The organism is Micromonospora alfalfae, from assembly GCF_022230925.1.
Taxonomy (GTDB): Bacteria; Actinomycetota; Actinomycetes; order Mycobacteriales; family Micromonosporaceae; genus Micromonospora; species Micromonospora alfalfae.
In genome coordinates, this window is record NZ_JAKKFH010000025.1 from 251558 (window position 1) to 276078 (window position 24521).

Consider the following 24521-nt stretch of genomic DNA (forward strand, 5'->3'; position numbering starts at 1 on the left):
AACCACCGATTGGCCCGCAGTTGCCAACCGATTGCCGAGGGTTACGGGCTCGCGGCCGGAAGTCGCCACCGGTAGCGTTCCCAGCGCGGAACGTGACCAGCCGACTGACACGCAGAGCCCGACGGTGAGGGGTAACGCTCGTGGACGCAGACACGGTGATGGGAACGGAGCTACGCGGGCTGCGCCAGCGCCGACCCGACATCGCCGGCACGGTGCTCGCCGGCACCGACGGCCTGCTCATCTCCAGCGACCTGCCCAGCACCGACGCCACCCATCTCGCCGCGCTCGCCGCCGCGAGTTTCGGGCTCGGTCACCGGGTGGCCGACACCGTCCGGCAGGGCGAGTTCCGGGAATCGGTGGTGTGCACCACCGCCGGCTGCGTGGTCACCTACCCGGCCGGGCGCAGCGCCCTGCTGACCCTCGTCACAGTCTCGGCGGCGGGCGACCTGGAGGCGCTGCACGAGGAGGCGCGGGCGGTGGCCCGTCGGGCGGGGTCGTTCCTGGACGTTCGCGGCGCAGGCATCGGCGCGACCTCCGTACCGGACGCGCACGCCCCGCTGGCCACGCGTACCCCGATGGCGACCCTGCCGGCGCAGTTGCGCCGCTCGTCCCGACCCACCTGGCGTCGTCCGCCGATCTGAGCGTCGGCGGCGGCCGGGTGACCAGGCCGCCGCCGACGTGCGTCAGCGGCTGTCCGACCCGCCGGTCTCCACTACCGCCCGACCGGCCTCCAGCCGGGCCACCGGCACCCGGAACGGCGAACAGGACACGTAGTCCAGGCCGACCTCGTGGAAGAAGTGCACCGAGTCCGGGTCGCCACCGTGCTCACCGCAGACACCGAGCTTCAGACCGGGCCGGGCGGCCCGACCCTCCTCGGCGGCGATCCGCACCAGCCGACCGACGCCGTCGCGGTCGATCGACTCGAACGGCGAGATGCCGAAGATGCCCAACTCCAGGTAGCGCCAGAAGAACGCGCCCTCGACGTCGTCGCGGGAGAAGCCCCAGCCCATCTGCGTCAGGTCGTTGGTGCCGAACGAGAAGAACTCGGCGGCCTCGGCGATCTGCCCGGCGGTCAGCGCCGCCCGGGGCACCTCGATCATGGTGCCGATCAGGACCTCGACGCCGCTGTCCCCGACCACCTCGGCAATGATCTTCTCGGCCTCGGCGCGAACCGTCTCCAGCTCCTGCACCGCGCCGACCAGCGGCACCATGATCTCCGGTTTGGCCACGCCCCCGTTGCGGGCGCAACTGACCGCCGCCTCGGCGATGGCGCGGACCTGCATCGCGAACAGGCCGGGGATGACCAGCCCGAGGCGTACACCCCGCAGCCCGAGCATCGGGTTCTCCTCGTGCATCCGCCGGACGGCGGCGAGCAGCGCCTCCTCCTTGGCCACGTCCTCGCCGCGTTCCTGCGCGACAGCCACGTTGACGGCGAGCTGCTCCAGCGGCGGCAGGAACTCGTGCAATGGTGGATCGATGAGCCGGACGGTGACCGGCAGGCCGTCCATCTCGCGGAAGATCTCCTCGAAGTCGGCCCGCTGCAACGGCAGCAGCGCCGCCAGCGCCGCCTCCCGCTCGCCCGGGGCCCGGGCCAGGATCAGCCGCTCGACCAGCTCCCGGCGGTCACCGAGGAACATGTGCTCGGTGCGGCACAGCCCGATGCCCTCGGCGCCGAAGCGCCGGGCCCGGGCCGCGTCCGCGCCGGTGTCGGCGTTCGTGCGGACCGCCAGCCGCCGCTTCCCGTCGGCGTGCGTCATGATCCGGTGTACGGCCCGGACCAGCGCGTTGTCGATGTGCTCGGGGTCGAGGCTGCCCTCGAAGTACTGCACGACCTCGGAGGGCATGACCGGCACCTCGCCGAGGTAGACCTTGCCGGTGGTGCCGTCGATGGACACCACATCGCCCTCGGTGACGGTCTGCCCGGCCACCGTGAACCGCTTCGCCGGCACGTTCACCTCGATCTCGTCGGCACCGGAGACACAGGTCTTGCCCATGCCCCGGGCCACCACAGCGGCGTGGCTGGTCTTGCCGCCGCGCGAGGTGAGGATGCCCTTCGCGGCGATCATGCCGTTCAGGTCGTCCGGGTTGGTCTCCCGGCGCACCAGGATCACCGACTCGCCCTCGGCGGCCAGCTCGACGGCTCGGGCGGAGGTGAAGACCACTTTGCCGGACGCCGCGCCAGGCGATGCGCCGATGCCCTTGGCGACCGGTTGGAACTCGTGGTCGAGCTGGAAGCGCGGGAACATCAGCTGGGCCAGTTGCGCGCCGTTGACCCGGTGCAGCGCCTCGTTTAGGTCGATCAGACCCTCGTCGACGAGTTGCCCGGCGATGACGAACGCCGCGGCGGCGGTGCGCTTGCCGACCCGGGTCTGCAACATCCACAGCTTGCCGCGTTCGATGGTGAACTCGATGTCGCAGAGGTCCTTGTAGTGCTCCTCCAGCCGGGCCATGATGCCGAGCAGCTCGTCGTAGGAGGCCTTGTCGAGCTGCTCCAACTCCTGCAACGGCACTGTGTTGCGGATGCCGGCGACCACGTCCTCGCCCTGGGCGTTGGCAAGGTAGTCGCCGTAGATGCCCTGCGCGCCGCTGGCCGGGTCACGGGTGAACGCGACCCCGGTGCCGGAATCCGGGCCGAGGTTGCCGAAGACCATTGTCACCACGTTGACAGCGGTGCCCAGGTCGGCCGGGATGCGCTCCTGGCGGCGGTAGAGCACAGCGCGCTCGGCGTTCCACGACTCGAAGACCGCCCGGATGGCCAGGTCGAGCTGTTCGCGTGGCTGCTGCGGGAACTCCCGACCAGTGTGCTTCAAGAAGATCTTCTTGTACGCGTCGACCAGCCCACGCAGGTCGTCGGCGTCCAGATCCAGGTCGTTGTGGGTGCCCTTGGCGTGCTTGGCGTCGTCGAGCGCGTGCTCGAACTCCTCGCCCGGCACCTCGCAGACGGTCTTGCCGAACATCTGGATGAGTCGCCGGTAGGAGTCCCAGGCGAACCTGTCGTTCTGACCGGCCTGGGCGGAGAGCCCGACCACGCTCTGGTCGTTGAGACCGACGTTGAGGACGGTCTCCATCATGCCGGGCATGGAGAACTTGGCACCGGAGCGGACCGAGACCAGCAGCGGGTCCTGCGGGTCACCGAGGCGCTTGCCCATCGCGCGCTCCAGCGATTCCAGGTGCGCCTCGATCTGTCCGGCGAGCCCGTCCGGCTCCCGCCCCGTCGCGAGGTACGCCTGACACGCCTCGGTGGTGATGGTGAAGCCGGGCGGAACGGGCAGGCCCAGGTTGGTCATCTCGGCGAGGTTTGCCCCCTTGCCGCCGAGCAGTTCCTTGAGCTCCTTGTTGCCTTCGGAGAAGTCGTAGACGTACTTGTGATCGACGGTCTCTTGCGCTGCCACCAGAGCCTCCACAACACACGCGCCGGATTGACACTTAACGAAGGTTCAGTTTTCTTCTTCCCCGGGACGGACCACCGGTAATCCCGGGGTCAACGTCGATCGGTGGGCGAAGGTTAAGCGAACATCGAGTGACCTGGGACCGTTCGGTGACAATTGGCACAGCCATCACGACTATCCGTGTTCGTACCGGTTTTTGGGAACGCTTCCATGCGCACCATCACGCATCCCGGCCGAGCGTCGTACGCTTGACGACACGCCAGCCGGTGAACCTCACTTTTGCCATAACCGACGCGAATACACCCCCGGAGTCGCCGCCGTGTCGACCATCCCCTCCCCCGGCCCCACCGCCGTCCCCGTGCCGCTGTCGGCGGGGGAACCCGACGCGGCCATGCTGGCCCGCACCGCCGAGCAGACCGCTGGCACGTTGCTCGCCCCGGCGGCTCCGCACCGGCTGGCCGATGTCGTTCCCGCCCCAGGGCAGGTCCAGCCGGACCCGACCGCCGACTGGGTGCTCACGGCCGAAGCGGTAATCGTGTCCAGCGCCGACCCCGCCGCGTTGGCGGTCGCCGAGCAGCTCGCCCAGCTCCTGCGTCCGGCCACCGGCTACCCGCTGCCGGTCACCGACGCCACCGCGCCGGAGCCCGCCGGCGGCATCGCGCTGGTGCTCGACGACAGCGCCGACCTCGGCGCGGAGGGCTACCGCCTCGACATCGCCACCGACGGGGCACGCGTCACCGCCGCCACCGCCGCCGGCCTCTTCTACGGCGTACAGACGCTGCGTCAACTGTTGCCAGCGGCGATCGAGAGTCCGACCCCGGTCACCGAACGCTGGGCGCTGCCCGGCGGGACCATCACCGACGCACCCCGGTTCCCCTACCGGGGCGCGATGCTCGACGTCGCACGGCACTTCTTCGCCGTCGAGGACGTGCTGCGGGTGGTCGACCACCTGGCCCGCTACAAGCTCAACCACCTGCATCTGCACCTCACCGACGACCAGGGCTGGCGGATCGCCGTCGACTCCTGGCCGAAGCTGACCACCATCGGCGGGACGACCGAGGTTGGCGGCGGCCCTGGCGGGCACTACACGAAGGCCGACTACGCGCGGATCGTCTCCTACGCGGCCGCCCGCCACATCACCGTCGTCCCGGAGATCGACCTCCCGGGGCACACCAACTCGGCGCTGGTCGCGTACCCGGAGCTGGCACCGGACAAGATCGCACCGCCGCCGTACACCGGCACCGAGGTCGGCTTCAGCTACGTCGACCCGGCCGACGAGCGGACGTACGACTTCGTCGCCGACGTGCTGCGCGAGGTGGCCGCGCTCACCCCCGGCCCCTGGCTGCACATCGGCGGTGACGAGGCGTTCAAGGTCAAGGGCGAGGTCTACACCGGTTTCGTCGAGCGGGTCCAGCGCATCGTGGCCGACCTCGGCAAGACCGTCGTCGGCTGGCACCAGCTCGCGCCGGCCGCCCACCTCGACGGGCGGGTCCTGCAGTGGTGGGGCACGAACGGCGAAGACCCCACCACAGCCGACGCCGTACGTCGGGGCGCCCGACTGATCGTCTCCCCCGGCAACCACGCCTACCTGGACATGAAGTACGCCCCGGACACTCCGATCGGGCACGACTGGGCCGGTCTCATCGACGTACGAAAGGCGTACGACTGGGACCCGGGCACGCACGTCGCCGACGTACCCGCCGAGGCGGTTCTCGGTGTGGAGGCCCCGCTCTGGACCGAGTCGGTCACCTCGCTGGCCGACATCGAACTCCTGCTCCTGCCCCGCCTCCCGGCCATCGCCGAGTTGGGCTGGTCCACCCGGGCGACCCACGACTGGGCCGACTTCCGCTACCGCCTGGCCGGCCAGGGCCCGCGTTGGACGACGGCCGGGATCACCTTCCACCGCGCGCCCGAGATCCCCTGGCCGACCGCACCGACCATCCCGACACAGCGCACCATGCCCCAACCTGACACCGCCACCCCCTGACCCCCGCGTTAGGCCCGCACCCGGCCCCCGCCCCCTCGATCGGGCCGGTCCGGGTGCACGAACGGCACAGAACGGCGTGATCCACTCGCGTTTCATGAAGTCGGGGCATCCCGGGCGCCGGGACACCGCGATTTCCGTGAACCCGAGTGGATCACGTCGTGTGGGCACCGTGTCGGGGTTCGCCGGGCCGGCAGGGTCGGTGGTTTGTCGGGTTTGACCGTTGGTGTCGGGTGGCCGGGGCCACCCCGGCGGCGGAATCGTGGGCCGAGCCGGGTCGTTATACCTGGCAGACCACCGCAACAGCCCGGGTCATGGTCCGCGACCCCGCCGGGAACCGCAGCCAGGAACTCCCTGCCGGGAACACCCCGCAGGCCGGCCCAGTTACACCCCCCGCACGGCCGAGCACCACAGCGGCCGGGCATGGCAGCCGCCGGGCATGACAGTCGCCGGGAACACCCGCCAGGCCGCCCCGGTTACATCCCCCGCACGGCCGAGCACCACAACGGCCGACCCCCCCGGGCAGGAATGACCTGCCACCGCGAACGGTTACACCCTGTCCCGACGCCGACCCCCTCGCTGCGGGTCGCCGGGCAAGAACTTCCCCCGCACCACCAACCACCCCCCGAGGTGGTGCGGGCACACCCCCGATGCAGAGGAGCACGCCATCATGCGTACCGATCTGATCCGTAAGACCACTCTGACCGCCGCCGGCCTCGCCTTCACCGCAGGCACCATCGCCGGCCCCGTCACCACCGCCTTCGCCGCACCCACCACCAAGCCGGCCACGCAGACCCAGACCGACCGCAAGGGCGGCCACGGTGAGCGGGAACTGGGCGTTCGCTACGAAGCCCAGCCGAACTTCTACTACTGCGGGCCCGCCGCCACCCGTAACGCCCTGAGTGTGCAGGGTAAGAACATCAACGTCGACGACATGGCCAAGGAGATGGGCACCACCGAGGCCGGCACCAACTCCATCAACGACATCACCCCCGTCCTGAACAAGGAAACCGGTAAGAACGACGCCTACCGGTCCGTGGAGATCAGCACCCCCGACGCTGACGCCAAGCAGACCGACACGCTGCGCGCCGACATCGTCAAGACCGTTGACGACGGTAGGGCCGTGGTCGCGAACATCGCCGGCACCAGCACCGACACCGACGGTGTGAGCCACTCCTACGAGGGCGGGCACTACATCAGCGTCGTCGGGTACCGCGACAACGGAGACACGGTGAAGATCGCCGACTCCGCCGACCCGAACATTGCCGCCTACTGGATCAGCGTCGAGCACCTCGCCGACTGGATCGCCACCCGCGGCTACGCCACCAGCTGACACCCACACACACGCACACGACGAAGGGCCGGACCCCCACCACGGGGCCCGGCCCTTCGGCGTGTGCGTGACACCGTCCAGACCACAGCAGGCCCACCCCGCTGGCTGTGTCACGGGTCCTATAGAGCTGATGTCGTAAACGAATCAGGGCCTGACCAGCCGAGCCGGGCGAGTCAGGGCCTGACCGACCGAGCCGAGCGAGTCAGGGCCTGACCGACCGAGCCGAGCAAATCAGGGCCCCGCCGACCGACCCGAACGAATCAGGGCCCCGCCGCCCCAGCCGAGCAAATCAGGGCCCCGCCGACCGAGCCCAACGAACCAGGGCCTGGTCGACCCAGCCGAGCGGGTGATTCGTTCACGACATCAGCTCGATAGGGCGCCGAACTCATATGACCAGCCTCGGCGCCAAGGCCGCCTTCGCAAGGGCTGTTCGCGGGGCGTCTCTGCTCGACCGGGCAGGGGCTCAGCCCCCGGAGTCGTCCATCTCGGCACCCTCGGGGACCGTGTCGTCGTCCCGGCTGGCCAGCCAGCCCTCGGGCAGGAAGACCTTGCCGGGCGAGTTGGTACGCCCGCGCGGCTGCCCGAGGGCGGTCACCGGGAACGGCTCCGCCGGGTCGAGTTTGCCGAGCAGGTCGTCGAGCTGAGCCAGGCTTTCGATCATCGCCAGCGAGCGCCGCAGCTCGCCGCCGACGGGGAAGCCCTTGAGGTACCAGGCGACGTGCTTGCGGAAGTCGGTGCAGCCGTCCCGTTCGCCGCGGGCCGGGTTGCGGGCACCGGCAGTGAACTGGTCGACCAGCAGCTCGGCGTGCCGGCGCATGGTCACCGCCACCTCGCCGAGGGTGGGCAGCCGCCGCTCCGGCCGACCGTTGAAGGCGGCCTCCAGGTCGGCGAAGAGCCACGGTCGGCCCAGACAGCCGCGCCCGATGACCACACCGTCGACACCGGTGTGGGCCACCATGCGCAGCGCGTCGTCGGCCTCCCAGATGTCGCCGTTGCCGAGCACCGGCACGTCGAGGGCCTGCTTCAGGGTGGCGATCGCGTCCCAGTCGGCGGTGCCCGAGTAGCGCTGCGAGGCCGTCCGCCCGTGCAGGGCCACCGCTGCCACGCCGGCGTCCTGGGCGGCGAGCCCGGCTTCGACGTACGTCAGGTGGTCGTCGTCGATGCCCTTGCGCATCTTGACGGTGACCGGCACGCCGGACGGTGACGCGGCGGCCACCGCGGCCCGCACGAGTCGCGCGAAGAGCCGACGCCGCCACGGCAGCGCCGCGCCACCGCCACGCCGGGTCACCTTGGGGACCGGGCAGCCGAAGTTGAGGTCGATGTGATCGGCCAGGTTGCGCTCGACGACGATCCGCACGGCGGCGGCGGTGATCTCCGGATCGGTGCCGTAGAGCTGGAGACTGCGGGGCTTCTCGTCGTCGCCGAACGCGATCATGCGCAGCGTCTTCGGGTTGCGCTCGACCAGCGCCCGGGTGGTGATCATTTCGCAGACGTAGATGCCGCCGCCCTGCTCGCGACAGAGCCGACGGAAGCCGATGTTGGTGATCCCAGCCATCGGCGCGAGCACGACCGGCGGCCACACCTGGTGCTGGCCAAGCGTCAGCGGGCGCAGCGCGGGCACGGTCGAGGCAGTCACGGGACAAGTGTACGGGGCCCCGACCGGCGCTCATCGCGTCGGCCGAGGCCCCGTGCGCAGAGTCTCAGCAGCCGGGGAGACGCTCGATCAGGTAGCGCTCGACCTGGTCCAGGGAGACGCGCTCCTGGGCCATGGTGTCCCGGTTGCGCACCGTCACCGCGTTGTCGTCCAGGGTGTCGAAGTCGACAGTGACGCAGAACGGGGTGCCGATCTCGTCCTGCCGGCGGTAGCGACGCCCGATCGCCTGCGAGTCGTCGAACTCCACCACCCAGCGCTTGCGCAGCAGCGTCGCGAGGTCCTTGGCCTTGGGCGACAGCGCCTCGTTGCGGGACAGCGGCAGCACCGCCACCTTGACCGGGGCGAGCCTCGGGTCGAACCGCATCACTGTGCGCTTGTCCACGCCGCCCTTGGTGTTCGGCGCCTCGTCCTCGTCGTACGCCTCCAACAGGAAGGCGAGCACCGCGCGGGTCAGACCCGCGGCCGGCTCGATGACGTACGGCATCCAGCGCTCACTCTTGCCCTGGTCGAAGTACGACAGGTCGACGCCGGAGTGCTTGCTGTGCGTGGAAAGGTCGAAGTCGGTGCGGTTGGCGACACCCTCAAGCTCGGCGAACTCGGTGCCACCGAACTGGAAGCGGTACTCGATGTCCACAGTCCGCTTCGAGTAGTGCGACAGCTTCTCCTTGGGGTGCTCGAACAGGCGCAGATTGTCCGCCGAGAGGCCGAGGTCGAGGTACCAGTTCCAGCGCTCCTGGAGCCAGTACTCGTGCCACTGCTCGTCGGTGCCCGGCTCGACGAAGAACTCCATCTCCATCTGCTCGAACTCGCGGGTCCGGAAGATGAAGTTGCCCGGGGTGATCTCGTTGCGGAACGACTTGCCGGTCTGCGCGATGCCGAACGGGGGCTTCTTGCGGGCGACCGTCTCGACGTTCTTGTAGTTGACGAAGATGCCCTGCGCGGTCTCCGGGCGCAGGTAGTGCAGCCCCTCGTCGCTCTCCACCGGGCCCAGGTAGGTCTTCATCAGGCCGTTGAACATCTTCGGCTCGGTGAAGGTGCCCTTGTTGCCGCAGTTGGGGCAGTTCAGCTCGGCCAGCGAGGTGAGCGGCTTGCCGTGCTTCTCGGCGTACGCCTCTTCCAGGTGGTCCGCCCGGAACCGCTTGTGACAGAACTGGCACTCGGTGAGCGGGTCGACGAACTCGGCGATGTGGCCGGACGCCTCCCACACCTTGCGGGACAGGATCACCGCGGAGTCCAGGCCGACGACGTCGTCGCGCTGCTGGACCATCGTCTTCCACCACTGCCGGCGGACGTTCTCCTTGAGCTCCACGCCGAGCGGACCGTAGTCCCACGCCGATCGGGTGCCTCCGTAGATCTCGCTGGAGGGGAAGACGAAGCCTCGGCGCTTGGCGAGGCTGACGACGGCGTCGATACGGTCGGCTGGCATGTTTCCTCCTACGCCGGCTGGCGGTCGGCGGGGGCGAGATGTGGATGGAACGGTCGGTTCGGGACAACGGTACGACCACCGTCGCCCCGAGCCCAGCAGAATACCGGGGACGGGTCAGCTGACCTCGCAGACCTCCACGCCGCCGGTCTGCCCGTCCTGGCCGAGGCTGACCTGTTGCCGCTCCCGGTCGCCACCGTCGAGTGTCACGTCGACCGGCACGGTCAGGTAGGTGGTGTCCACCTCGCCCACCCGGAACGCGGTCACCTGCGGTTCGGCGGCGGCGCGCCGCTCGAACTCCGGCCGGGACTCACGCCGCTGCGCGTCGTCGCAGAGCTGCTCGTACGCCCGCCCGTAGTTCCGTTCGACCAACGCCTGGTAGTAGTCGCCGGTCACGGTGCGGGCCTGTTCCCGGATCGCCTGGACTCCGCTGACGGCCAGGCCGACGACGGCCGTGCCACCCCCGCCGCAGCAGAGCACCACGGCGAGCGCGCCGACGCCGAGGCCGATCCAGAGCCGAGTCCGGCGACCCTCGGTGGGCGGCGCGGCGAACGGCGGAGCCACCCCGGGACCGGGTGGCGGGGCGGGTGCGGTCATAGGAGCAGCGTAGTGTCCGGCGGCTCAGCGGTAAGGACCCGCAGCCCGATCACTCTCGGCGACGACCACGGCCCCGCCGGGGGCGGCGGTGGCCAGCGCCTCGTAGGCGGAGGGCTCGTCGACGGACTCGGCGAGCAGCGGCACGGCGCTGACCTTGACCTCGAAGGCGCCGAGAGCCCGCCGGTACGTGCCGACCGACTCCCATTCGGTGACCAGTGACCAGTGCCGGGGGTCGTCCAGCGCCCGGACCAGTTGGCCGCGCAGGTAGCCGGGTCGGGCGGCCAGCGCGGTGAGGGCGGCGTGCGCCCGTTCGGTGAAGCCGTCGGCGGCATCGACGTCGACCACGAACCGGTTGGTCACCAGCACCGGGGGTTCCTCCTCGTAGAGTCTGTGGGATGCAGCGTACGCAGCGCCCTCTGCTCGCCCGGTTGGCCGGGGCGAACCCGACGTCGGTGTTCCTGCTCACCCTGGTGGTGGTGCTGGTGGCGTTCTTCACGCCCGGGGTGATCGGCGGGCTGCTCACGCTCGCGCTCGCCGGGGCCCTGATCGCCCTGTTGGCGACGACCTGGGCGGTTCAGGCGCCGCAGACCCGGCTGATCCGACTGGTGATGCTCACCCTGCTGGTGACTGTGGGCCTCGCGAAGCTCCTCTGACATGCAATCATGCGTTTTTGACAATCATTATCGTTGCCACGGACAGTTGACGACATGACCAACCGCTCCACGTACCGTGTCCTGGCCGCCGCGACCGCCCTCCTCGCCCTGGGCGCCGGGGCCGGCTGCTCCACCGGCGGCGCCGCCGGCGCCGACCCCCAGCGAGTCGACGTGGTGGCCGCGTTCTACCCCCTCCAGTTCCTGGCCGAACGGATCGGCGGCGACGCGGTCCGGGTCACCAACCTGGCCAAGCCCGGCGCCGAGCCGCACGACCTGGAACTCAACCCGAGCCAGGTCGGTCAGGTCAGCGACGCTGAGCTGATCGTCTACCTCAAGGGGTTCCAGCCGGCGGTGGACGACGCAGTGGCCCAGAACGGCGGCGACCGGGCGTTCGACGTGACCAGCGTGCAGCCGCTGTTGGACGCGTCCGCCGGCGGGCACGACCACGAGGGCGAGGAGGGGCATGCCGAGGAGAGCGGCGGCAAGGACCCACACGTCTGGCTCGACCCGACCCGGCTGGCCGGCATCGGCGACCAGCTCGCCCAGCGACTCGGCACTGCCGACCCGGACCACGCCGCCGACTACACCGCCAGGTCGGCCGCCCTGCGCGCCGACCTGACGACACTCGACGGCGAGTTCAAGCACGGTCTGGCGACCTGCCAGCGGCGGGAGATCGTGACCAGCCACGCCGCGTTCGGCTACCTTGCCGACCGCTACGAGCTGGACCAGGTCGGCATCACCGGGCTGAGCCCGGACGTCGAGCCCTCGCCGCAGCGCCTCGCGCACGTGATCGAGGAGGCCAAGGAACACCAGGCCACCACGATCTTCTTCGAGACCCTGGTCAGCCCGAAGGTCGCCGAGACCATCGCCGGTCAGGTCGGCGCGAAGACCGCCGTGCTCGACCCGATCGAAGGGCTCGCCGCCGACAGCAACGGGGACTACCTTTCGGTGATGCGCACCAACCTGCGGACCCTGCAGACGGCCTTGAGCTGCTCGTGACCTCACCTGTCATCACCGTCGAGCACGGGGTGGTCGGCTACGACGGCCGCCCCGTGCTCCGGGACATCTCGCTCACCGTGACAGCCGGCGAGGTGGTCGCGATCCTCGGCGCCAACGGCTCGGGCAAGTCCACCCTGATCCGCGCCGTGCTCGGGCTGGTGCCGATCAACGCCGGCTCGGTCACCCTCTTCGACAAGCCGTTGCGCCGGTTCCGGCAGTGGGCGCGCATCGGGTACGTCCCGCAACGCCTGGGTGCCGGCGGCGGCGTACCGGCGACCGTCCGGGAGGTGGTGGCCTCCGGCCGGCTGGCCCGTCGGGGGGTGCTGCGTCCGCCGGGTCGCGCCGACCGGTCCGCCGTCGACGCCGCGCTGGGCGCGGTCGGGCTTGCCGACCGGGCCGGTGACCCGGTGTCCACGCTCTCCGGCGGCCAGCAGCAGCGCACCCTGATCGCCCGCGCCCTGGCCGGCCAGCCGGAGCTGCTGGTTCTCGACGAGCCCACCGCCGGGGTGGACGCGGCCAGCCAGGAGGCGTTCGCCGGCGCGCTGCGCGACTTCGTCGGCGATGGCGGAACTGTGCTCCTCGTCGCCCACGAGCTGGGCCCGCTGCGACCGGTGATCAGCCGGGCCGTCGTCGTCCACGAGGGTCGCATCGCCCACGACGGCACGGTGCCGGACCCGGCCGGTCATCACGCGGAGCCCGACCACGACCACGTGCACCCGCACTGCTACGACGAGCCCGCCGGGCTGTGGAGCAACTGACCCATGGAACTCTTCCAGTACCCCTACATGCAGCGTGCCCTGATCGGCGCGCTGGTGATCGGCCTGGCCGCGCCGGCGCTCGGCATCTACCTGGTGCAGCGCCGGCTGGCGTTGATCGGCGATGGTGTGGGGCACGTGGCGCTGACCGGCGTTGGCGCGGGGTTGCTGCTCAACCGCTCGCCGGTGCTGGTCGCGGTGATCGCCGCCACCATCGGCGCGATCGCCATCGAGATCGTGCGGGCCCGTGGGCGTACCTCCGGTGACCTGGCTCTGGCCCTGCTCTTCTACGGCGGCATCGCCGGCGGCGTACTCCTGGTCGGCCTCTCCGACGCGACCAGCGCGAACCTCAACGCCTACCTGTTCGGGTCGCTGACCACCATCTCGCCCGCCGACCTGACCACCATCGCGGTGCTCGGCGCGGCGATCCTGGTCACGATGATCGCGTTGCGGCCGGCGCTCTTCGCGGTCAGTCACGACGAGGAGTACGCCCGGGTCTCCGGCCTGCCGGTCCGCACGCTGAACCTGCTGATCGCTGTCGCCACAGCTGTCACAGTGACCATCGCCATGCGGGCCGTCGGCGTGCTGCTGATCAGCGCGTTGATGGTGGTGCCGGTCGCCACCGCCCAGCAGGTCACCCGGGGCTTCCGCAGCACGATGGCCGCAGCGATGGCGCTCGGCCTCTTCGCCGCCGGCTCGGGTGTCTGGGTCGCGGCCACGGCGGACACCGCGCCGGGCGCCTCGGTGGTGCTGGTGGCGATCGCCTCGTTCCTGGTGGTGGCAGTGGCCGGCGCTGTCTGGCGGGTCGTGCGCCGCCGGACGACGCCGACCGCCGCACCGACACCGGAACCGCACGAGGTCGTGCTGAGCTGAGCCTGGTCAGCGCGACGTCGGTGGTATTGGTTACCGTTGCAGGATGACCAGCGCGACGGGCTACGACGGGTTCGACGGGGCCAGCGAGTTGCTCCGCGCCCTGTCCGCTCCCATTCGGCTGGCCATCGTCAGCGAGCTGGCCGGCGGCGAGCGGTGCGTGCACGAGTTGGTGGAGAAGCTCGGCGCGGCGCAACCACTGGTCTCCCAGCACCTGCGGGTGTTGCGCGGAGCAGGTGTGGTGCGCGGCTCCCGCCGAGGCCGGGAAATCGCCTACAGCCTGGTCGACGAGCACGTCGCGCACATCGTGGCGGACGCGGTCAGCCACGCCGGGGAGGGATCATGACCGAGAGCAGCGCCGCGGTGCGCAACACCCGGCAGCGTTCGGCGGTGAGCGCGCTGCTGGGCGAGATGGAGGGCTTCCACAGCGCACAGGACCTGCACGCGATGCTGCGGCAGCGAGGCGAGCGGGTCGGCCTGACCACCGTCTACCGCACCCTCCAGGGCCTCGCCGACGCCGGTGAGATCGACGTGATGCGCCCGCCGGGCGGCGAGCACCTCTACCGCCGGTGCAGCGAGGGGCACCACCACCACCTGGTCTGCCGGGTGTGCGGGCGGACTGTCGAGGTTGCCGGCCCGGCCGTGGAAAGCTGGGCCGATCGGGTCGCCGCGCAGCACGGCTACGCCGACGTCAGCCACACCCTGGAGATCTTCGGCACCTGCCCGACCTGCGTCCGCTGACTAACCTGTCCGCGTGACAGATCTTCAGTTCGTGCGGGTCCACCCGGTGGGCAGCGAAGCGACAGCGCTCGACTGGCAACACATCCACAATCTGATCATCCCCACCGACCCGCTGTCGGCAGACGAGATCGCCGTCCGCGCTCAGCGGAACATCCTGGAGGTCGCGTACGTCGGCGGGGTGCCGGTGGGCTGCTCGACGGTGCGACCCCCGACGTCCGAGCCGGCGACCGTGATCGCGCGGGTGCTGCCCGAGAAGCGTCGCCAGGGCTTCGGGGCGCAGATCTACCAGCGCGGGCTGGCCCAGGCCCGGGAGCTGGGCGCGCAGGTCGTCCACACCGTCGTCCTGGCGTCCAACGACGACGGCCTCCGCTTCGCCCGCCACCAGGGCTTCGTCGAGATCGACCGGTACGTCCTGCCGGGCGACACCATCGCGTTCGTGGACCTGCGGCTCGCCTGATCAACGACTCCTGCGCCACGGCCACCACCGCGTCGGTCGTCGCGGCGTGGTCGGTGCCCCGGCCGGCACGGCCCTCGCGCGGTCCTGCCCGCGCGCGACACCGCCGGCGATCGCCCCGCCGGCGGTGCCACCCGGCCGCCGATCGACGGGTGCCGGGGCGTCGTCGTTCGTGGCACGCTGACCGGCGTGAAAATCTATGCCGATCGGTTCCCGACCGCCGCCCGCCAGTTGCTCACCGACCTGCTCGTCGTCGCCTGGGTGTACGCGGCGATCCGGGGCGCGCTGTGGCTGCACGACCTGGTGCAGAAGCTCGCCGTACCGGGGCAGAAGTTGGAGGGCGCCGGCAGTGGCCTCGCCGACAACCTCGCCGACGCCGGCAGCAAGGTCCGCCGGGTGCCGCTGGTCGGTGACGAGCTGACCGCGCCGTTCCGGCAGGCCGCCGACGCCGCCCGAGGGCTCGCCGACGCCGGCCGCGACCAGCAGCACCTGGTCGACCAGCTCGCGCTCGCCCTCGCCATCGCGGTGCTGATCTTCCCGCTCGGCATCGTGCTGTTCGGTTGGCTGCCGCTGCGGGTCCGTTGGATGCGCCGGGCCGGATCGGCGACGAAGCTGGCCGCCGGCCCAGCCGGCCGGGATCTGCTCGCCCTGCGCGCGCTGGCCACCCAACCACTGGGCAAACTGACCCGGATCGGCCCGGACGTCGCCGAGTCGTGGCGGCGCGGCGACGACGCGACAGTCGACGCCCTGGCCGCCTTGGAGCTGCGCCAACTCGGCCTACGCGGCCGCAACCGCTGACGTCGCCCCAGTGTGGCCCGCTCGCGGAGCAGGACCGTTCAGCCCCGTCGATCAAGGAGTTGTGGTGCCTGGTCTGACATTCAACGAGGGCTTTGTCACCCACCACAACTCCATGATCGACGGAGCAGGGTGAGTTGACGGACGGCCGCTCCGCCGGGCGAAGGTCCAGCCTGACGGCGATGTCGTTAAGGTCGTCGGGTGTTCTACTTCCTCGTCGTCATCGCCGTCCTGCTGCTCGGCTACGCCGCCGTCCTGGTCTCCTTCGTACGCCGGGGCAAGAAGATCCCACCCGCGGCCTACCTGGCGCTGGCCGGGCTCAATGGCCTGATCCTGGCCGGAGTGTTGGCCTGGACGGTCTCCCGCTGACCCGCGCCGTCGGCCCGTACGACGGCCGACCCGCACGCAGGCCGGGCCGACCCGCGCCAAGGCCGGCCGGTGCGGGTTTACGGCTTTGGGGGGATGCGGCGGCGGACGTCCTCGGAGGTTGACGGGCCGGGCGACCAGCGGGCCACCCAGGGCAGCTCCTCGGACGGGGTGAGCACGCCCTCCTCCAGGCCGGCGTAACGGCCGGCGAGGATGCGCTTCGCGGCGGCGGTGTCGACCGAGTCGGTGTTGTCCCAGAGTGCGGCGAACAGGGCGTCCACCCGCACCCGCGCCTGCCGGCAGAACAGGTCGGCCAGCTCGATGTTCTCCGGGCGGCTGTCCCGTTCGGCGGAGGCCCGGACGCAGACCGCGGACATCGCGAACAACTCGGCGCCGATGTCCACAACCCGGCCGAGGAACGCCTGCTTACGCTCCATCTTTCCCTGCCAGCGGGACATCGCGTAGAACGTCGACCGGGCCAGCTTGCGCGACGAACGCTCCACCTGGCGCAGGTGCGCGGCGAGCGGGCCGAACTCGGCGTACGCCGAGGGGCTCTGCCCCCGGCCGACGGCGAGGGTGGGCAGCCACTTCGCGTAGAAGGCACCGGCTCGCGCGCCGGCTCGGGCCTTGCGGCCCAGCCCCGCGTCCGGGTCGATGATGTCGCCGGCCACCGACAGGTGGGCGTCGACCGCCTCCCGCGCGATCAGCAGGTGCATGATCTCGGTGGAGCCCTCGAAGATCCGGTTGATCCGCAGGTCGCGGAGCATCTGCTCGACGGCGGCCGGGCGTTCGCCGCGGGCGGCCAACGAGTCGGCAGTCTCGTAGCCGCGCCCGCCCCGGATCTGGATCAGCTCGTCGGCGATCTTCCAGGCCATCTCGCTGGCGTACAGCTTGACCAGTGCCGCCTCGATCCGGATGTCGTTGCGGTCGTCGTCGGCGAGCAGGCAGCAGAGGTCGAGCATCGTCTCCATGCCGTACGTGGTGGCGGCGATGAAGGAGAGTTTCTGAGCGACCGCCTCGTGCTCGCCCACCGGGCGTCCCCACTGGACCCGGTCGGCGGCCCATCCTCGGGCCACGTTCAACGCCCACTTGCCGGCGCCCACGCACATGGCCGGCAGGGAGAGCCGGCCGGTGTTCAGAGTGGTCAGGGCGATCTTCAGCCCCTTGCCCTCGCCGCCGATGACGTTCTCGGCGGGGACGATCACGTCGTGGAACCGGGTCAGGCTGTTCTCCAGGCCGCGCAGGCCGATGAACTCGTTGCGCCGCTCGACGGTGATGCCGGGGCTGTCGCCGTCCACAACGAAGGCGGTGATGCCGCCCCGACGTCCCTCGGTGGCCGGCACCCGGGCCATCACCACCAGCAGGGTGGCCACGATGCCGTTGGTGGCCCAGAGCTTCACCCCGTTGAGCCGGTAACCGGTGCCGTCCTCGGTCGGCTCCGCGATGGTGGCCAGCCGGGCCGGGTCGGAGCCGACGTCCGGTTCGGTGAGCAGGAACGCGGACACCTCGCCGGCGGCGAGCCGGGGCAGGAAGCGTTGCTTCTGCTCGGCGGTGCCGAACATCTTCAGTGGCTGCGGCACCCCGATCGACTGGTGCGCCGAGAGCAGCGCGCCGATGGCCGGGCTGACCGAGCCGGCCAGCATGAGCGCCCGGCAGTAGTGCAGGTTGCTCAGCCCGAGCCCGCCGTACTTCCGGTCGATCTTCATGCCGAACGCGCCGAGGTCGGCCAGACCGTGGAACACCGAGTCGGGTATCGATGCGTCCCGTTCGATGGCCGCGCCGTCCACCTCGGAGGTCAGGAAGGCGCGGAACCGACCAAGGAACTCCTCCGCGCGGGCCACGTCGTCCGGGTCGGATCGGGGCCACGGGTCGATCAGGTCGAGCCGGAACCGACCGAGGAACAGCTCCTTGCCGAAGCTGGGGCGGTCCCAGGTGGACTCCCGGGCGGCCTCGGCGACCTGCCGGGCCTCCTTCTCGGTGACCTGCCCGGCTTCCGCTGGCAGCGGCGCGGCGGCACCGGCGGTGGTTTCGGAGTCGGGGCCGTCCGGTGCCGGTCGGCCATCCTGCGTCGTGGTCACGGCTGCCCCCTCGAAGCTCGGTGCGGCTGCGTCGACGTGCGCGACTACCGCCACGCTACCCCCGGTTGTTACCCAGGGGTAGCGCTGCGTGAAGATCGGAGCGGTCAGCGACCGATGGTGGTGTCCGGATCGTCGTCATCGTCGTCGATGTCGTCCTCACCCCAGTTGCGTCGGGCGAACGGCAGGGCCACCCAGAACGTGAGGAACCAGATTCCAGCCAGGGCGCTGAGCACGAAGGCGATCGGCCGGTCCAACACGAAGTCGGTGATCAGCAGCACCGCGCTGACCATCGCGACCAGCATGAAGGCGAGACCGCCGGTGGCCATCCGGTGCGCGAAGCGGACCAGTTCCGGTTTGCGCCCCTGCCGGAACAGCGCCCGGTGGAACGCCACCGGCGAGATGATCAGCGCGGTGGCGGCGGCCGCCGCGAGCAACGCCACTATGTAAACGTCGCGTTGGAACTCGGTGGTCTCGGTGAACCCGTTACTGAACGGCAGGGTGAGCAGGAAGGCGAAGAGGATCTGCACGCCGGTCTGGGCGACCCGTAACTCCTGCAGCAGGTCGGCGAAGTTGCGCTGCCAGCGCTGCTTGTCGGTCTCCTTGGACACGCGCTACCTCCGGTGAGACGCTACTGCCGGCGGTCCCGGCCGCCGGCAGCAACGCCAATGCCCCACCCGACCGAGCGCGAAACAGGTTCACGACATCTGCCGTTCATCTCGGCGAGGCAGGTCGACCGCAAGCGCCGTGTCAGGACCCGCGTCGGATCCGGCCCGCGTACCGAGCTTCCAGCTCGTTGTTGTGCGCGTCGCCGTCGGGGATGTTCGCCGACAGGTAGACCGGGGGACGCTCCCCCGCCGCCAGCAACCGCGCCACCACCTCCACTGTCACCTGCTGCGCCAGCAGCGCCGCGGTGATCGAGGAGACCGCGCCGACCGCGCCGCCGCCGGGCAGGGGCAGCGTCGCGTCGCCGTACGGTGCGCCGTTGTCGAGCACCACGTCGGCGAGGTCGCTCAGCTTGCGCCCGGACGGGTGCCGGGAGGTCATCCGGCCGGAGTGCTGCGCCGAGGTGATCGCCACCAACCCGTGGCCGTGCTCCTTCACCAGCGTGGCGAACTCCACCATCGCGCCGTTGACACCGGAGTTCGAGGCGAGCACGAAGACATCTGTGGGACGCACCGGGGCCAGCTCGTAGAGGCGGTGCGCGACGGCCGGGTCCCGTTCCAGCAGCGGACCGAGTCGGTCGGCCGGTTCGCCACCCAGCAGCACCAGATCGCGTAGCGCGATCCGGTTGGTCGGCACCAGACCGCCGGCCCGTCCGGCGATCTCCATGGCGAGGGCCTCCGAGTGCCCGGTGCCGAACGCGTGCACCACGCCGTCGGCTCGGACGGCCTCGGCGATCAGGTCGGCGGCCCGCCCCACCGCCTCCCGCTGACTGGCGGCCACCCGGCCGATCGTCTCGGTCACCACGGCCAGGTAGTCCTCGGCACTCACCGTCATACGTCCTCCGTCGTTCGATTACGGGCCAGCCAGCGAACCGCGAAGTCGACAGCCGCCCGCTGGCGCATCAACCTGCCGGTCCCGGTGCCGACCGGTGCGGTGCGTACCGCTCCGGTGGCCTCCAGGTCCCCGCCCAACGCGGCGAAGTCGTCCGCGTCGAGTCGTACGTCCTGCCACCACGCCCAGTCCCGACCACCGTCGGCGGTACGCACCGCGGCACCGATCCGCTGCCGGGGCGCGCCGGGGCGGCGGTACTCGGCAAGGTGCAGTGAGGTGCTCACCGAGTGGTCCACGCCGAGCAGCAACACGTCGGCGTCGAGGTCGTAGAGGCGGGCCAGCGGGGAGCCCTCACCGAGCATGTCCACCAGAGTGTGCCCGGCGACCACCTGCTCGGCGGCCGGGCCGAGCGCGGCGAACGACACGTGCGGATGGGAGCTGCGCAGCGCGCCGGGCCAGCCGCGGACCGTCTCGGCGAGCGCGCCCATGAACCGGCTCGGGGTGACCGCCGGGTCGAAACCCGGCATCTCCGAGCGGATCAGCGGCCACCAGCCCGCCGGCACCGGCGGGTTGCGCCACTGCGCGGGGTCGCTGTTGTCGGGCGTGTGGGTGGGCACGACGATCGTGCCGTCCGGGCCGAGCGCGTCGCGCAGGGCGAGCGCCACCGCGTGCGGACCGCCGCTGACGAAGCCCAGCGAACGCAGCGAGGCGTGCACCAGCAGCGTCGCGCCGGGGCGTACGCCAAGCACGCGCAGCTGCGCGGCGATCGAGCGACGGCTACCCGGCCCGCTGGCGTCCGTCGTCACGTTGGCTCTCCCTCGCGGACCCGCACGGCTCAGGCCGTCCCGCCCGCTCGGGCCAGGATCGCCTCGGCGAGCGGGGCCGGCGCCGCGTCCGGGATCCAGTGACTCACCCCGGGCAGCTGCACGAACCGGTAGTCGCCTGTGACGTTCTGCGCGCACGCCTCGGCGGCGGTCCGGCCGATGGCGACGTCCCGGTCACTCCAGACGTACGTGGTGGGCACCGCGACCGGGCCGACGCCGGCCAGGTCGGCGCGGGACATCGCCCGGTACCAGTTCAGCGCTGCTGTGAGCGCGCCCGGCTCACGCATCGGGTCGGCGTACCGGTTCACCCGGGACGTGTCGCCCACCCCGCCGAGCAGCTTGCGCAGCGCGGTGGCATGCCACGCCAGCAGCACTTTCTCGGCCTTCTCGGGCTTGCGGAACAGCGCGATGTACGACGAGCGGGCCTTCTGTTGGGCGTCGGTGCTCAGGGCGTGCGCCATGGCCGCCGGATGCGGTACGGACACCGCGGTCAGCGTGTTGACCCGCTCGGGGTGCCGGGCGGCAACCGCCCAGGCCACTACCGCGCCCCAGTCGTGGCCGACCAGGTGCACGGCGTCCAGTCCGAGCGCGTCGAGCACCGCCACCGCGTCGGTGACCAGTTCGGGGATCCGGTAGTCGGCCACCGCCGTGGGCCGGGCGCCGGGTGAGTAACCGCGCTGGTCCAGCGCGTACGTGCGCAGCCCACCGGCGTGCAGCGCCGGCACCACGTCGTCCCACTCGCCGCTGTGCTGAGGGAAACCGTGCAGCAGCAGGACGGGTACGCCGTCCGTCGGACCGCCGACGGTCACCTCGAACGTGAAGCCTCGCGCGTCAACCCGCATGATCGGAAGCGTACCCAGCCGGCGGTCGGCGGGTCGCTCCCGCAGGTCAGGCGGATGCCCTGCTGGGCCCGCGACGGTGGTCGGTGTTAGCGTCAGCGAGACAACTTCATATCCGACAGGGGAGCGCACAGCGCTGAGAGTGCGGGCACGCCCGCAGACCCTCGAACCTGATCTGGGTAATGCCAGCGCAGGGAGTTCGGTCGACCTCCAGCCGCGCCGCAGTCCGGTGCCACCGGACGCGGCGTGCGTCTTCTCCTGGTTCGCACTCACGAACTGGGAGCAACACATGACATCCACCACCGACACACACCGTTGGCGCACCATCGACATCGTGATCGCCTCGGTGATCGCTGTCGCCTTCGGCGTCATCTTCTGGGCCTGGGGTCTGGTCTGGAGCGCCACCGAGGGCGCGTTCGCTTTCTTCCCGCCGGCGCAGACGCTGCTCTACGGCGTCTGGCTGATGCCGGCGGTGATCGGCGGGCTGGTCATCCGCAAGCCCGGCGCCGCGCTCTACTGCGAAACCGTGGCCGCTGTCCTGTCCGCGCTGCTGGGCAGCCAGTGGGCCGGCACGGTGATCCCGCAGGGAATCGTGCAGGGCATCGGCGCCGAACTGGCCTTCGCCGCCTTCCGGTACCGGTCGTTCCGGCTGCCGACCGCGGTGTTCGCGGGCGCGCTGACCGGGCTCAGCGCCGCGTTGTTCGACTTCTTCGTCTGGAACGTCGACTACGCGCTGACCGACTACCGCATCCCGTACGCGCTGCTCACCATCGTCAGCGCCACAGTGATCGCCGGCCTGGGTGGCTGGCTGCTGACGAACGCCCTGGCCAACACCGGCGTCCTGGACCGTTTCCCCGCAGGCCGAAACCGAGCCCTGGTCTGACCCCCATCAAACCCGCGTTGATCAAGAGGTTTGCGTCAACGGAAGGCGATTTCCTGACGCAAACCTCTTGATCAACCGGGGTAGGCGGGGGCGCGCGGCAGGGAGGGGGGTGGGTTTGGTGGGCGGGGTACTGCTGCGGGGGTTCGGGTGGCGGCACGCTGGGCGGCGCGCCTGGGCCGTACGCGGGGTTGATCTGCGGGTCGAGGCTGGGGAGCGCGTCTTGCTTCTCGGGCCCTCCGGGGCCGGCAAGAGCACAGTGCTCAGCGCGTTGGCCGGGCTGCTCCCTGAGGACTCCGGCGAGCAGGAGGGCACCGTCGAGATCGACGGGCTCGACCCGCGCAAGGGGCGGGAACGGGTCGGCATCGTCTTCCAGGACCCGGAGACCCAACTGGTGATGGCGCGCTGCGGCGACGACGTAGCGTTCGGGCTGGAGAACCGGGGAGTGCCGGCCGACGAGATCTGGCCCCGGGTGGACGAGGCGCTGCACCGGGTCGGCTTCCCGTACCCCCGGGACCGCCACACAGCGGCGCTCTCCGGCGGCGAGCAGCAACGCCTCGCCCTGGCCGGCGCGCTGGCCCTGCGCCCCGCCCTGCTGCTGCTCGACGAGCCGACCGCCAACCTCGACCCGGCCGGGGCCGAACTGGTCCGGCACGCGGTGGCCGGCGCGCTGGACACCGACACCACGCTGATCCTGGTCGAGCACCGGGTCGCCGAGGCACTGCCGCTGGTCGACCGGGTGGTCGTCCTCGAACCGGGTGGCGGCGTGCGCGCGGACGGCGCGCCCGAGGCGGTCTTCGCCGCCCACGGCGCCGCCCTGGCCGCCGAGGGGGTCTGGGTGCCCGGTCACCCCATCGCGCCCCGGCCGGCCACCGCCGGCCCCGGGGAGCTGTTGCTCACCGCCGACCGGCTCGGCCTGCCGCCCCGGCTGGGCTCCACCGACCTGGCGGTACGCGCCGGTGAAGCACTCGCCGTACGCGGACCGAACGGTGCCGGCAAGTCCACCCTGGCGTTGCTGCTCGGCGGTCTGCTCCGGCCGGGCAGCGGGCGGGTCACCGCGTCCACCGGGTTGGCCGGCGCGGACCACCGCACTCCCCCGCACCGGTGGCGGGCCCCCGCGCTGACCCGACGCATCGGGTCGGTCTTCCAGGATCCGGAGCACCAGTTCGTCACCAGCACAGTCTTCGACGAGTTGGCGCTCGGCCCGCGCCGCACCGGTCAACCAGAGGCGGCCGTCAAGGAAACAGTGACCGGGCTGCTGGACCGGCTGCGGCTGGCCCGACTCGCCGCCGCCAACCCGTACACCCTCTCGGGTGGCGAAGCGCGGCGGCTGAGCGTGGCGACGGCCCTGGCCACCGCGCCACGCCTGCTGATCTGCGACGAACCCACCTTCGGCCAGGACCGGCGGACCTGGCGGGAACTGGTCGACCTCTTCGCCGACCTGCGCGACGCCGGGCACGGCGTGGTCACTGTCACCCACGACGCGGACTTCGTCGCCGCGCTCGCCGACCGCACCGTCACCCTGCACCGCGCCCCGGACGACCACCGATGATCAGCATCGAACCGGTCGCCGCGCCGGACGCGCCGTTGGCCCGCCGCAACCCGATAGCGAAGGTCGCCGCCGCGCTCGTCTTCTCGTTCACCCTGCTGGCGACCCTGGACCCGGTGGCCCCGGCGATCGCCATCGCCCTTGAGCTGGCCGTCCTGCCGCTGTTCGGCATCCGCTACCGGGTGCTGGCCCGCCGGGCCTGGCCACTGCTGCTCAGTGCCGCCGGCATCCTGGTCACCCTGGTGCTGTTCGCCGCCGACCGGTCCGGTCGGGTCCTGCTGGACGCGGGCCCGGTACTGGTGACCACCGGCGTCCTACTCACCGCGCTCGGCCTGGTGCTGCGGGTGTTCGCGGTGGCACTGCCCGGCGTGATCGTCTTCGCGACCACCGACCCCACCGACCTGGCCGACGCGTTGATCCAGAACGCGAAAGCGCCGGCCCGGTTCGCCATCGGGGCGCTGGCCGCGTTCCGGCTCGTGCCGCTGCTCGGTCAGGAGTGGCAGATGATCAGCATGGCTCGACGGGCGCGGGGCGTCGACGCGGGACGCAACCCGGTGGCGAAGCTGCGGCTCTTCGCCTCCACCGCGTTCGCGCTGCTGGTGGGGGCGATCCGCCGAGGCACCCGGCTGGCGGTGGCGATGGACGCGCGTGGCTTCGACGCCGGCACACCCCGTACCGTCGCCCGCCAGCAACACTTCACCCGCGCCGACTCCCTCCTCATCGCCGGGGCCGCCGTACTCGCCGCGGCCACCCTGACCACGAGCGTCGCCCTGGGCACCTTCCGCCCCCTCATCGGCTGACCCCACCCCGCCGCGCCCCCGCCGCGCCCTGCACCCCCGCCCCC

Annotated in this window: 25 protein-coding genes and 1 riboswitch; of the genes, 15 read left to right on the forward strand and 10 right to left on the reverse strand. The window is 71.3% G+C overall.

Translation table 11 applies throughout. The annotated features are described in order from the left end of the window. The first annotated feature begins 140 nt into the window (after positions 1-140). Positions 141-641, forward strand: coding sequence for a roadblock/LC7 domain-containing protein (locus MED01_RS21535; protein WP_238670360.1), 501 nt, complete (start codon positions 141-143; stop codon positions 639-641). Positions 642-683: 42 nt separating this feature from the next. Here MED01_RS21535 and ppdK read toward each other — a convergent pair whose 3' ends face one another. Then, entirely contained in the window at positions 684-3392 is a 2709-nt protein-coding gene (gene ppdK / locus MED01_RS21540; protein ID WP_238670361.1) for a pyruvate, phosphate dikinase, read from the reverse strand. A gap of 223 nt (positions 3393-3615) precedes the next feature. Here ppdK and MED01_RS21545 point away from each other — a divergent pair, with 223 nt between their 5' ends. Beyond that, entirely contained in the window at positions 3616-5376 is a 1761-nt protein-coding gene (locus MED01_RS21545; protein WP_372493695.1) for a beta-N-acetylhexosaminidase, read from the forward strand. 667 nt (positions 5377-6043) lie between these two features. Continuing rightward, a complete protein-coding gene (locus tag MED01_RS21550; protein WP_238670363.1) occupies positions 6044-6706 on the forward strand; it encodes a C39 family peptidase in 663 nt (220 codons plus the stop codon). A gap of 463 nt (positions 6707-7169) precedes the next feature. On the opposite strand, the gene dusB is transcribed toward MED01_RS21550, so the two are convergent. From dusB to MED01_RS21570, 4 genes are all read right to left on the reverse strand, one after another. Beyond that, entirely contained in the window at positions 7170-8342 is a 1173-nt protein-coding gene (dusB, locus tag MED01_RS21555; protein ID WP_308193532.1) for a tRNA dihydrouridine synthase DusB, read from the reverse strand. 64 nt (positions 8343-8406) lie between these two features. Next, positions 8407-9786, reverse strand: coding sequence for a glycine--tRNA ligase (locus MED01_RS21560; RefSeq protein WP_203124314.1), 1380 nt, complete (start codon positions 9784-9786; stop codon positions 8407-8409). 114 nt (positions 9787-9900) lie between these two features. Continuing rightward, positions 9901-10380: a hypothetical protein gene (locus MED01_RS21565; protein WP_091409679.1), complete on the reverse strand. Its 480-nt coding sequence runs from the start codon at positions 10378-10380 to the stop codon at positions 9901-9903. Between the two features lie 24 nt (positions 10381-10404). Continuing rightward, complete coding sequence (locus MED01_RS21570; RefSeq protein WP_112589142.1) at positions 10405-10746, reverse strand: antibiotic biosynthesis monooxygenase family protein; 342 nt, start codon at positions 10744-10746, stop codon at positions 10405-10407. Between the two features lie 29 nt (positions 10747-10775). Between MED01_RS21570 and MED01_RS21575 the strand changes: the two genes are divergently transcribed. The 9 genes from MED01_RS21575 to MED01_RS21615 all read left to right on the forward strand — a co-directional run bounded on the left by MED01_RS21575 (position 10776) and on the right by MED01_RS21615 (position 16016). Then, on the forward strand, positions 10776-11033 hold the full coding sequence (locus tag MED01_RS21575) for a hypothetical protein (protein ID WP_238670364.1): 258 nt from the start codon (positions 10776-10778) through the stop codon (positions 11031-11033). A gap of 54 nt (positions 11034-11087) precedes the next feature. After that, the gene (locus MED01_RS21580; protein WP_238670365.1) at positions 11088-12032 is read left to right on the forward strand and encodes a metal ABC transporter substrate-binding protein; all 945 of its coding nucleotides are present in this window, start codon (positions 11088-11090) and stop codon (positions 12030-12032) included. Further along, on the forward strand, positions 12029-12790 hold the full coding sequence (locus MED01_RS21585) for a metal ABC transporter ATP-binding protein (RefSeq protein WP_238670366.1): 762 nt from the start codon (positions 12029-12031) through the stop codon (positions 12788-12790). Before MED01_RS21580 ends, MED01_RS21585 begins: the two co-directional genes overlap by 4 nt. Positions 12791-12793: 3 nt before the next feature. Next, positions 12794-13660: a metal ABC transporter permease gene (locus MED01_RS21590; RefSeq protein ID WP_238670367.1), complete on the forward strand. Its 867-nt coding sequence runs from the start codon at positions 12794-12796 to the stop codon at positions 13658-13660. 43 nt (positions 13661-13703) lie between these two features. Then, entirely contained in the window at positions 13704-14003 is a 300-nt protein-coding gene (locus MED01_RS21595; RefSeq protein WP_030338189.1) for an ArsR/SmtB family transcription factor, read from the forward strand. Beyond that, the gene (locus MED01_RS21600; protein WP_210820118.1) at positions 14000-14398 is read left to right on the forward strand and encodes a Fur family transcriptional regulator; all 399 of its coding nucleotides are present in this window, start codon (positions 14000-14002) and stop codon (positions 14396-14398) included. Before MED01_RS21595 ends, MED01_RS21600 begins: the two co-directional genes overlap by 4 nt. A gap of 13 nt (positions 14399-14411) precedes the next feature. Next, on the forward strand, positions 14412-14855 hold the full coding sequence (locus tag MED01_RS21605; protein WP_238670368.1) for a GNAT family N-acetyltransferase: 444 nt from the start codon (positions 14412-14414) through the stop codon (positions 14853-14855). Between the two features lie 186 nt (positions 14856-15041). After that, on the forward strand, positions 15042-15650 hold the full coding sequence (locus MED01_RS21610; RefSeq protein WP_238670369.1) for a hypothetical protein: 609 nt from the start codon (positions 15042-15044) through the stop codon (positions 15648-15650). 198 nt (positions 15651-15848) lie between these two features. After that, on the forward strand, positions 15849-16016 hold the full coding sequence (locus MED01_RS21615) for a hypothetical protein (protein WP_238670370.1): 168 nt from the start codon (positions 15849-15851) through the stop codon (positions 16014-16016). A gap of 77 nt (positions 16017-16093) precedes the next feature. On the opposite strand, the gene MED01_RS21620 is transcribed toward MED01_RS21615, so the two are convergent. The 5 genes from MED01_RS21620 to MED01_RS21640 all read right to left on the reverse strand — a co-directional run bounded on the left by MED01_RS21620 (position 16094) and on the right by MED01_RS21640 (position 21251). Then, positions 16094-18091 (reverse strand): acyl-CoA dehydrogenase family protein, encoded by a 1998-nt coding sequence (locus tag MED01_RS21620; protein ID WP_238670371.1) that lies wholly within the window; start codon positions 18089-18091, stop codon positions 16094-16096. Positions 18092-18195: 104 nt separating this feature from the next. Next, the gene (locus MED01_RS21625; protein WP_238670372.1) at positions 18196-18699 is read right to left on the reverse strand and encodes a DUF6328 family protein; all 504 of its coding nucleotides are present in this window, start codon (positions 18697-18699) and stop codon (positions 18196-18198) included. Positions 18700-18838: 139 nt separating this feature from the next. Then, positions 18839-19588: a sugar isomerase domain-containing protein gene (locus tag MED01_RS21630; RefSeq protein WP_112584644.1), complete on the reverse strand. Its 750-nt coding sequence runs from the start codon at positions 19586-19588 to the stop codon at positions 18839-18841. Continuing rightward, entirely contained in the window at positions 19585-20391 is an 807-nt protein-coding gene (locus MED01_RS21635; RefSeq protein ID WP_238670373.1) for an AAC(3) family N-acetyltransferase, read from the reverse strand. Before MED01_RS21635 ends, MED01_RS21630 begins: the two co-directional genes overlap by 4 nt. A gap of 29 nt (positions 20392-20420) precedes the next feature. Then, positions 20421-21251: an alpha/beta fold hydrolase gene (locus MED01_RS21640; RefSeq protein WP_238670374.1), complete on the reverse strand. Its 831-nt coding sequence runs from the start codon at positions 21249-21251 to the stop codon at positions 20421-20423. A 107-nt stretch (positions 21252-21358) separates the two neighbouring features. Beyond that, positions 21359-21463: riboswitch (TPP riboswitch) on the forward strand. Positions 21464-21537: 74 nt separating this feature from the next. Here MED01_RS21640 and MED01_RS21645 point away from each other — a divergent pair. The 3 genes from MED01_RS21645 (at position 21538) to MED01_RS21655 (ending at position 24477) form a co-directional block, all read left to right on the forward strand. Next, positions 21538-22131: an ECF transporter S component gene (locus MED01_RS21645; RefSeq protein ID WP_238670375.1), complete on the forward strand. Its 594-nt coding sequence runs from the start codon at positions 21538-21540 to the stop codon at positions 22129-22131. Positions 22132-22249: 118 nt separating this feature from the next. Further along, entirely contained in the window at positions 22250-23680 is a 1431-nt protein-coding gene (locus MED01_RS21650; RefSeq protein ID WP_238670376.1) for an ABC transporter ATP-binding protein, read from the forward strand. Then, the gene (locus MED01_RS21655) at positions 23677-24477 is read left to right on the forward strand and encodes an energy-coupling factor transporter transmembrane component T family protein (RefSeq protein WP_238670377.1); all 801 of its coding nucleotides are present in this window, start codon (positions 23677-23679) and stop codon (positions 24475-24477) included. The genes MED01_RS21650 and MED01_RS21655 overlap by 4 nt, the downstream gene beginning before the upstream one ends. The last annotated feature ends 44 nt before the right edge of the window (positions 24478-24521 follow it).

Coding starts and splice junctions, on each gene's coding strand:
- MED01_RS21645 (WP_238670375.1), top strand. CDS start 21,538: ATGACATCCACCACCGACACACACCGTTGGCGCACCATCGACATCGTG.
- MED01_RS21655 (WP_238670377.1), top strand. CDS start 23,677: ATGATCAGCATCGAACCGGTCGCCGCGCCGGACGCGCCGTTGGCCCGC.
- MED01_RS21590 (WP_238670367.1), top strand. CDS start 12,794: ATGGAACTCTTCCAGTACCCCTACATGCAGCGTGCCCTGATCGGCGCG.
- MED01_RS21550 (WP_238670363.1), top strand. CDS start 6,044: ATGCGTACCGATCTGATCCGTAAGACCACTCTGACCGCCGCCGGCCTC.
- MED01_RS21575 (WP_238670364.1), top strand. CDS start 10,776: ATGCAGCGTACGCAGCGCCCTCTGCTCGCCCGGTTGGCCGGGGCGAAC.
- MED01_RS21595 (WP_030338189.1), top strand. CDS start 13,704: ATGACCAGCGCGACGGGCTACGACGGGTTCGACGGGGCCAGCGAGTTG.
- MED01_RS21565 (WP_091409679.1), bottom strand. CDS start 10,380: ATGACCGCACCCGCCCCGCCACCCGGTCCCGGGGTGGCTCCGCCGTTC.
- MED01_RS21630 (WP_112584644.1), bottom strand. CDS start 19,588: ATGACGGTGAGTGCCGAGGACTACCTGGCCGTGGTGACCGAGACGATC.
- MED01_RS21600 (WP_210820118.1), top strand. CDS start 14,000: ATGACCGAGAGCAGCGCCGCGGTGCGCAACACCCGGCAGCGTTCGGCG.
- MED01_RS21580 (WP_238670365.1), top strand. CDS start 11,088: ATGACCAACCGCTCCACGTACCGTGTCCTGGCCGCCGCGACCGCCCTC.
- MED01_RS21640 (WP_238670374.1), bottom strand. CDS start 21,251: ATGCGGGTTGACGCGCGAGGCTTCACGTTCGAGGTGACCGTCGGCGGT.
- MED01_RS21560 (WP_203124314.1), bottom strand. CDS start 9,786: ATGCCAGCCGACCGTATCGACGCCGTCGTCAGCCTCGCCAAGCGCCGA.